The sequence below is a fragment of the Nocardia sp. NPDC059154 genome, from assembly GCF_042755705.1.
Taxonomy (GTDB): Bacteria; Actinomycetota; Actinomycetes; order Mycobacteriales; family Mycobacteriaceae; genus Nocardia.
The window spans coordinates 1-8,333 of record NZ_JBHZCS010000146.1; the positions used below are offsets into that span (position 1 = coordinate 1).

General features: G+C 65.3%; 6 protein-coding genes and 4 pseudogenes. 6 read left to right on the forward strand and 4 right to left on the reverse strand.

Translation table 11 applies throughout. The annotated features are described in order from the left end of the window. A pseudogene (locus ACFXN1_RS50585) lies at positions 1-120 on the reverse strand (IS4 family transposase); the annotation flags it as partial. Positions 121-377: 257 nt separating this feature from the next. Between ACFXN1_RS50585 and ACFXN1_RS50590 the strand changes: the two are divergent. The 4 genes and pseudogenes from ACFXN1_RS50590 to ACFXN1_RS50605 all read left to right on the forward strand — a co-directional run bounded on the left by ACFXN1_RS50590 (position 378) and on the right by ACFXN1_RS50605 (position 5,038). After that, positions 378-1,595 (forward strand): IS110 family transposase, encoded by a 1,218-nt coding sequence (locus ACFXN1_RS50590; protein WP_379446391.1) that lies wholly within the window; start codon positions 378-380, stop codon positions 1,593-1,595. 57 nt (positions 1,596-1,652) lie between these two features. After that, a protein-coding gene (locus ACFXN1_RS50595; protein WP_379446390.1) for an IS3 family transposase occupies positions 1,653-2,796 on the forward strand; the annotation gives its coding sequence in 2 pieces (ribosomal slippage) (positions 1,653-1,918 and positions 1,917-2,796; 1,146 coding nt in all). 395 nt (positions 2,797-3,191) lie between these two features. Continuing rightward, positions 3,192-3,422 (forward strand): annotated as a pseudogene (locus ACFXN1_RS50600) (helix-turn-helix domain-containing protein); the annotation flags it as partial. 20 nt (positions 3,423-3,442) lie between these two features. Continuing rightward, on the forward strand, positions 3,443-5,038 hold the full coding sequence (locus ACFXN1_RS50605; protein ID WP_379446389.1) for a recombinase family protein: 1,596 nt from the start codon (positions 3,443-3,445) through the stop codon (positions 5,036-5,038). Positions 5,039-5,689: 651 nt separating this feature from the next. On the opposite strand, the pseudogene ACFXN1_RS50610 reads toward ACFXN1_RS50605, so the two are convergent. Further along, positions 5,690-5,939, reverse strand: a pseudogene (locus tag ACFXN1_RS50610) (transposase); the annotation flags it as partial. Positions 5,940-6,050: 111 nt separating this feature from the next. On the opposite strand from ACFXN1_RS50610, the gene ACFXN1_RS50615 reads away from it, so the two are divergent. Continuing rightward, positions 6,051-6,371 carry a transposase gene (locus ACFXN1_RS50615; protein ID WP_379464115.1) on the forward strand — a complete coding sequence of 107 codons (321 nt, stop codon included), beginning with the start codon at positions 6,051-6,053 and terminating at the stop codon, positions 6,369-6,371. Here ACFXN1_RS50615 and ACFXN1_RS50620 read toward each other — a convergent pair. Beyond that, entirely contained in the window at positions 6,361-6,504 is a 144-nt protein-coding gene (locus ACFXN1_RS50620) for a hypothetical protein (protein ID WP_379446388.1), read from the reverse strand. The genes ACFXN1_RS50615 and ACFXN1_RS50620 overlap by 11 nt on opposite strands. On the opposite strand from ACFXN1_RS50620, the gene ACFXN1_RS50625 reads away from it, so the two are divergent. Next, the gene (locus tag ACFXN1_RS50625) at positions 6,497-7,573 is read left to right on the forward strand and encodes a transposase (RefSeq protein ID WP_379446387.1); all 1,077 of its coding nucleotides are present in this window, start codon (positions 6,497-6,499) and stop codon (positions 7,571-7,573) included. The genes ACFXN1_RS50620 and ACFXN1_RS50625 overlap by 8 nt on opposite strands. A gap of 60 nt (positions 7,574-7,633) precedes the next feature. Here the strand turns inward: ACFXN1_RS50625 and ACFXN1_RS50630 are convergent. Next, positions 7,634-8,333 (reverse strand): annotated as a pseudogene (locus ACFXN1_RS50630) (IS256 family transposase); the annotation flags it as partial.

The window sequence follows — 8,333 nt, forward strand, 5'->3', positions numbered from 1 at the left end:
CGCCTCAGCGATCACCTCATCGACCACATCAGCAGGAAAAACCCTGGTCAACAACCCCACCGACACCAAATCCGACAATCGACGATCCGACGCCGGCTTCACCCATCCACCACGAGGCACGCCGATACCATACCGTCGAACTCGCTAACTGAACGGTATTGAGGCTAAGATCGGAGAGATCCGGGGTTGTTGCCCGGATGCCCAGGTCGGTGGGGTGTAGCTGTTTAGAGTCTGCCTCAGTCGTGGCTCGACAGGAGTGGCTGCCCCACCGTCTGGACGCTCCGGCCACTGATTGAGATCTGAAGCGGTTCGTCGCTGGTTAGGGACCTGATGGCGGGGTTGTCCGCGGGCGAGGTTCGTGTGGACGGAGTACGAGAGTGGCTGTGCGCCCTCGGATTTGGATCGGTATCGATGTCGGCAAGGCCGCCCATCATTCGTGTGTAGTCGATGAACAGGGCAAGGTGTGCTGGTCGAGCAGGATGAACAACGACCAGCGGGCAATCGAGTCGATCATCGACCGGGCCCGGGCCACCGGTGCCGAACGGGTGTGGGCGATCGACCTGATCAGCCCGCTGGCGGCGGTGCTGATCACGGTGCTGCTGGCTGCCGGTGAGCAGGTGGTGTATGTGTCTGGTCGGACGGTGGCGACCATGACCGGGGTGTTCGGTGGTGAAGGCAAGACCGACGCCAAGGATGCCCGGGTGATCGCCGACACCGCCCGCATGAAGACCGATCTGCAACCAGTTACCGCGCCGGACGAATTGATCGCCGAGCTGACCGGTCTGTCGGCGTATCGTGCCGATCTGATGGATGACTGGGTGGCCGGGGTGAACCGGCTGCGGGCGATGCTCGCATCGATCTTCCCGACCCTGGAGGCAGCCTTCGATTACTCGTCGCGGTCACCGCTGATTCTGGTGTCGGGACTGTGCACCGCAGCGGAGGTTCGTGCGGCTGGAATCGATGGCATCGCAATGTTTCTCGCCGAGAACGGGGCATGGGCGAAGGGCATCGACAAGATCGCTGCAGCTGCGGTGTCCGCGGCCGGCGCGCAGGATGTTGCTGTTCCCGCTGAGGCCGCAACGGCGGCTTTGATCAAGCGGTCCGCGGTCAAGCTTCTCGATCTCGATCGAGAGATCAAGGACCTCGACAAGCAGATCGCCGTCGTGTTCCGGCAGCATCCACATGCCTCGATCATCGAGTCGATGCCGGGCATGGGGCCGCATCTGGGTACCGAATTCCTGGTGGCTATCGGCGGTGACCTGACAGCGTTCTCGACGTCGGGTCGTCTGGCGTCCTATGCCGGTCTGGTTCCGGTGCCGCGTGATTCGGGCCGTGTCACCGGAAACCTGCATCGGCCCAAGCGGTTCAATCGGCGGCTGCGGCGGGTGTTCTATATGGCTGCTCTGTCGGCGATCCGGCGCGACGGACCGTCACGAACCTTCTACCAGCGCAAGAGGGATGAACGGCAGGTTCATACACAGGCTTTGCTGGCGCTGTCTCGGCGTTTGGTCGATGTGTTGTGGGCGCTCTTGCGTGACGGACGGCACTTCACCGAGCAGCCTCCGGGGGCCGTCCCCGCGACCGCTTCGGCTTGACATCCTCATTGAGACTCCTGTTGGCCCTGGTCGGGGCTGGAAGGGACGATAGGGATCATGGCTGGACGTAAGCGGCATTCCGCGGAGGAGATCGTGCGGAAGCTGCGCCGTGCCGACGAGTTGGCGGCGGCGGGTATGTCTGGGGAAGAGATCGCCGCGGAGCTGGGGATCTCGGCGGCGACGATGTACAACTGGCGCCGCCAGTACGGTGGTGTGGACACCGACGCGGCGAAAGAACTCAAGGAGCTGCGTGAGCAGAACGCCCGGCTCAAGCGGCTTTTGGCCGATGCGGAGTTGGAGAAGGACGCGCTGCGGGAGATCGCGCTGGAAAATTCTGAGCCCAGCGGCCAAGCGCCGCGCCGTCGACATGCTCAAAGACGTCAAGAGCATGTCGGAACGGTTGGCGTGCAAGGTGGTTGGGCTCCACCGGTCCACGTATCGGCGGCTGCCGGCCGCGGCGACTCCAGAAGATTCGGACGCCGGTGTGCGGGCCTGGCTGCGTTCCTACGCCATGAAACACCCAGGGCACGGGTTCCGGCGCGCCTGGGCGGCGCTGCGGTTCGACGAGGGCAGCTCGGTGAACAAGAAGAAGGTGCACCGGCTCTGGCGTGAGGAGGGTTTGCAGGTGCGCGAGCACTCGCCGCGCAAGCGGGCCGGGTGCTCGTCGGTGCCGCCGGTCGCCGCGGACGCGCCGAAAGTGGTGTGGGCGTTGGACTTCCAATTCGATTCCACCGTCGACGGGCGGGCGGTGAAGATCGCGTCGATGATCGACGAACACACCCGCGAATCGCTGCTGCACCTGGTGGAGCGCTCGATCACCGCCGAGAAACTCGTCACCGAACTCGAGCGGGTGTTCTCTACTCGCGGCGGCCCGCCGAAGGTGCTGCGCATGGACAACTGGCCGGAAATGATTTCGACTGCCCTGCAACAGTTCTGCGCCGATCGGGTGGGGATCGTCTATATCCCGCCTGGGACGCCGTGGAACAACGGGTTCATCGAGTCGTTCAACCGGCGGCTGCGGGCCGAGTGCCTCAACCGAAACCACTGGACGAGCCTGCTCAAGGCGCGGGTGGTCATCGGCGACTTCAAGACCGAGCACAACCATTGGCACAGGCAATCGGCGCTGGGCTATCTCACGCCGGCCGAGTACGCTGCCCGCTGCAGTCACACCCACCACCCGGTGACCTGCAGCTTCAACTGAATCTGAATCAAACAACCCGGACTCGAAGACCGGGTGGTCCCGTTATCGGGGACCGGTCAAGGCGGCCGAGCTGGCCAGATCGCGAAGACCGGCACCCACCTGAATGTTAAAACAGTCAGCACGTCGCCTTCCTGATCAGAGACGAAGCCGGAATAGACCCTCGACTGCGGTGCGAGTAGACGCAGTGTTGATGAACCGTGCGCCGGTCGGACTAGGTCACACGACGGGACGAGCAAGTCCGTGGTCAAGCGGGAACGGTTCGTGGCCTTGATCAGTTCGGGGGTGACGGTCGCGGATGCGAGTTGCCGAGTGGGTATCAACAACCGCACCGGCAAACGGTGGGTGAAGGGCCGCACGGTCCGGCTCCCGTCGGGCGGGTCCGCCACTATGAGCCGGTGATCACCGTCAAACCCGCGATCTCGCCGCGCTACCTGTCCGAGGACGAACGGATCACGATCGCTGATCTACGTCGTCGCGGTGTGGTGATCCGGGAGATCGCTGCGGTGCTGGGGAGAGCACCCTCGACGATCTCGCGACAACTTCGCCGGAATGCACTGCCAGGCGAGGGATATCGGCCGTTCGATTCACAGCGTCTCGCTGGCCTGCGACGCCGCCGCCCGGGGAGGGGCAAGTTTCATGCGGCTCGGTGCGCGGAGTGTGGTTGTGGCTGCGGGAGCAGGGCGTGAAGTTCCCGCTGCAGCCGACCGCGTATCTGCGCGGCGGCGACATCGTCTGGGTGGAACCGACCTACCATGCGGTGCACAACGTGCTCACCCATCCCGCATATGCGGGCGCATACGTGTTCGGCAAGACCCGCCAATGCCGACACGTCGACGCCGACGGGATCGTGCGGGTGTCGCGACACAAGCTGCCCCAAGGCGAATGGGAGGTTCTCATCACCGACCACCACGAGGGGTTCATCGACTGGAACACCTTCCAGGACAACCAGTTTCGCATCGGCGCCAACATCCGCCCGACAGCGCACCAGCCGGGCACCGGCGCGGTCCGTGAGGGCTGCGCCCTGCTGCAAGGGCTGGCCACATGCGGAACCTGCGGCCGCAAACTGGCCGTCTACTACGACGGCCCGGCCAAGACCACACCCGGCTACTACTGCACCGGCACCGGGCAACTCGTCGAGGGCCGCGGCACCCGCCACCTGCGGGTCGGCGGCGCCGGGATCGACGCCGCGGTTGCGGCCGCGTTCCTGGCCGCCTTGGCGCCCGCTGCATTGCAAGCATGCCTGACCGCCGCCGAGCAACTCGAACACGGCCACGACGCCGCGCTCGAGCAATGGCGGCGTCAGCTCGAAGGGGCCCGATACCAGGCCGGGCGCGCCGAACGCCGTTACCGCGCCGTCGATCCCGACAACCGCCTCGTTGCCCGCGGGCTGGAAAGCGAGTGGAACACCGCGCTGCAGCAGGTCGCCGACGCCGAGGCCGAACTCGCTCGCCGCGAAACAGCACGACCGAAAACACTTGCCCCGCATGAGAAATCAGCGATTCTTGCGCTCGGCGACAACCTTCCCGCCGCGTGGTCGGCCGAGAGCACCACCGACCGCGATCGCAAACAGCTGCTGCGCAGCCTGCTCGACGAAGTCAACATCACCGTCCACCGCCACACCGACTCCGCCCACGCCGAGCTCGTGCTGCGCTGGAAGGGCGGCGCGATCACCGAACTGACCGTGCCGATCAAACGAACCCCCGCCAACCGGCTGCGGACCGACGAGGACACCATCGACCTCGTGCGCCGCCTGGCCGTCCACTACCCCGACGCCATGATCGCGCACATCCTCAACCGACAAGACCGCCGCACCGCCCGAGGATTGTCGTTCACCGCCGGTAGGGTCCAGACACTGCGCCACCACTGGAAGATCGCGTGCCACCAACCCGGCAATGATCCGACCGAAGGGGAACTGCTCACCGTGGCCGACGCCGCCGAACAACTCGGCCTCGCACCCTCGACCCTGCACCGCTGGCTCGGCGACGGATTCATCGCCGGGCAACAACTCACCCCCGGCGCTCCCTGGCGCATCCGCCTCACCGACGAGGTCCGCGCCCTGTTCGTCGACGACACACCCGATGGATGGCTGGCCATGCTCGAAGCCACCCTCGCCTACGGCGTCTCACGCCAAACCATCATGCACCGTGTCAAGACCGGCGAACTACAAGCCGTCCACGTCCGCACCGGACGACGAAAAGGCCTGCGCATCCAGCCACCACCCACCCAAGAAGGACTGTTCTGACCATTACAATCAGCGAAAGGAGCAGTGTGACAACACATCCAATGATGTGTTCACTCACTACGTGCGACCTCGTGTCGCACCGGCGGCTCCGCCCCACCCGACCCGTTCGACGGTCGGTGCGTCTATCCCCAAGCAACGCAACAGGAGTGCGCATCGCCCGAGGAACCTGACCGAGTGGTTCCCGTGTTCACTGTGATTCGCTCGACGAAGTAGGAGCCCGACTGTGTCCCTGCGGCATCGCCACGAGTACGCCGTAGACCTTCCTCGTGGCCTCCCGACCGGCTTCGGTAAACCGACCAAGGAGTTCCCCGACCACCCGAAAGCGGCGGGTACGCACCGCGTCCTGCCCATATCCGCCAGGTTCGAGCAGGTGGCGCATGGAGGGACGTAACAACGCCGGTTCCTCGCGTACTCCTCTTCATCCCGCTTGCCGGACCCGCACCATCTGGCAGTACTGGCCACGTCCCGGCGTTGTCAGGGCTGCTCCCACCCTCCCCGGCACCACCCGGATCAGGCTGCCCCCAGCTCCACCGACCTGCTACGACAGAACGGCGGCGAAGGTCTCTCACCTCCACTCGAATCACAGCGCCTCACGGCGCAAACCGCAAGTGCGCCAGAACCCAGATAACGGTGTAACTCGGGTTGATTGGGCTATTTCCGTCCGGCGGTGAGTCGCCCGTCGAAGGTGATGTCGAAGGCGTTCAACGCTGCTTTCCAGCGGGTGATCCACCGTTTCTGGCCCTCTCCGGTGGGATCGAGGGCCATGACCGCGAGGTAGACGCATTTCAGGGCGGCTTGCGTTGGGGAAATGGCCGCGGGCGCGGACCGCGCGGCGGATGCGGGCATTGACCGACTCGATCGCGTTCGTGGAGCAGACGACGCGCCGGATCTCGGTGTCGAAGAGCCTGTTGCAGAATCGATTTCGCGGAGCGGGGTGGGGCTGGGAGGATATGGCGTGGCCAAGTCGTATCGTCCCGTGCTGCGTGATCAGCTGATGTTGTTGCCGGTGGATATGCGCGAGTGGTTGCCGCCGGATCATCTGGTGTGGTTCGTGCTGGACACGATCGAGGTCCTCGACACCTCCGGGTTGGAACGGGCGACCCGTCGTCGGGGTGGCGCGGGTGCGGCGGGCTACGACCCGCGAATGTTGTTGGCGCTGATGGTGTATGCGTATTGCCAGGGTGTGCGGTCGTCACGGCAGATCGAGCGGACGTGCGTCACCGATGTCGCGTTTCGGTGCTGTGTGCTCAGGACGGCCCGGACCACACGACGATCGCGAGATTCCGTGCGGAGTCGCGAGATGTGTTCAGCGACTTGTTCTCTCAGGTGTTGATGATTGCTGCCAGGGCTGGCTTGTGCCGGTTCGGAACGGTCGCGATCGACGGGACGAAGATCGCGGCGAATGCCTCGATCGACGCCAACCGTGGCAGGAAGTGGTTCGACCGGCAGGTGGCCGGCATGGTCACCGAGTCGGAGAACACCGACCGGGCCGAGGACGCCGTCGCGGACATCGTTCACGACGGAACCGACCGTGTCCCAGCGGTTCTGCGCGACCGGACCCGGCGAGCCGAACGAATCCAGCGGGCCGCGCAGGAGCTGCGCGACCGGCACCAGCAGCTCGACCGTGCCGACGAACAGCGAGAGGCGGCCGCGATTGCGCGTCGCCGTCGGTCCGAGCAGGGCAAGCCGGTCCGCGGGCGAATTCCGGACGGACCGCACCGGTTGCCCGAAGCGCGGGCGCACCTGGCCCGGGAAATCGCTACGCACCAGGCCAAACTCGACCGCCATGCCGCATTGATCGCTGCGGGGAAGAAGCCGATGGGTCGCCCACCGCTGCCGATGGACGCCAGCAAACGGGTCCAGCGAGCACGACAAGTGGTGCGCAACGCGGAACGCGCCGCGGCGATCGCCGCCGAGCGGGCATCCGCGGCGAATTCGTTGCCGAAGGTGGTGGCCAACACCACCGATCCGCAGTCGCGGATCATGCCGACCCGCAAGGGGTTCCTGCAGGGTTACAACGCCCAGGTCGCGGTTACCGGCGATCAACTCATCGTCGCTGTCCAGGTCGGCCAGTCGACCAACGATCAAGGATGCTTCCTGCCGATGATGCATGCCGCCCAAGACGTCGCCGATCGAATGTTCGCCGTCACTGCCAGCACCGATCACGTGATCGGCACCGTGCTGGCCGACACCGGATACAGCAGTGATGCGAACCTGGCGGCGGCAGGACCGGACCGCCTCATCGCTCTGGGAAAGGATCGTGACCAGGCATTGGCTGCGAGTTTGGAGCCTGCCCAAGGTCTGCCGCCGCGGGATGCGACGCCGCGCGAGGCCAACAGGCACCGGCTGCGGACACCCGAGGGGCGAGCGCTCTACAAGCGGCGCGGCGCGACCGTCGAACCCGGGATCGGCAATCTCAAGAAGATCATCGATCGGTTCTCACGCCGCGGACTGGAAAACGCCGCCAGCGAACTGCATCTGGCGGCTACCGCGTTCAACCTCATGAAGATCCACCGAGCGACCACCGCGGCCTGAACCACCGCCAGAACCCGACGGCACCAACCCTCCTGTCCCCGAATGTGATTCAAAGCGCGGGCTATCGGACTGGCAAGTGATTCTGCAACAGGCTCCGAAGGCCAGGAACGGGGTGAACTCGGCCCACGAGTTCTCCCAAAGCCGCACGATCGCAGGATATTTCGCGCCCCAGACCTCGGCGAACTCGTAGAACCGTTCCAGCGCCGCGGCCTCGGTGGGTGCGGTGTAGACCGGTTTGAGCGCCCTGGCGATCGCGGCCCAGTCCTGGCGCCCGGCGTAGGAGAACGAGGCCCGCAGCAGGTGAACGATGCAGGTCTGCACGACCGCGGCCGGCCAGGTCTGCCCGATCGCCTCAGGCAACCCTTTGAGTCCGTCGCAGACGAGCATGCAGACATCCTCGACGCCACGGTTTTTCAGTTCGGTCAGGATCTGCAACCAGAACTTCGCGCCCTCACCACCATCGCCGGCCCAGAGTCCGAGGATCTCGCGACCGCCCTCGACGGTAACCGCCAACGCGACATAGATGGGCCGGTTGGCGACCTTCCCGTCGCGGATCTTCACGTGGATCGCGTCCAGGAAGATCACCGGATAGACGCTGTCGAGGGGCCGGTTCTGCCATTCGGCCATCCCGTCCATCACCTTGTCGGTGATGGTCGAGATGGTTTGTTTCGAGACGTCGGCGCCGTAGACCTCGCGCAGATGCGCGCAGATCTCGCCGTGCGTGAGGCCCTTGGCCGACAGCGACAGCACCATGTTCTCC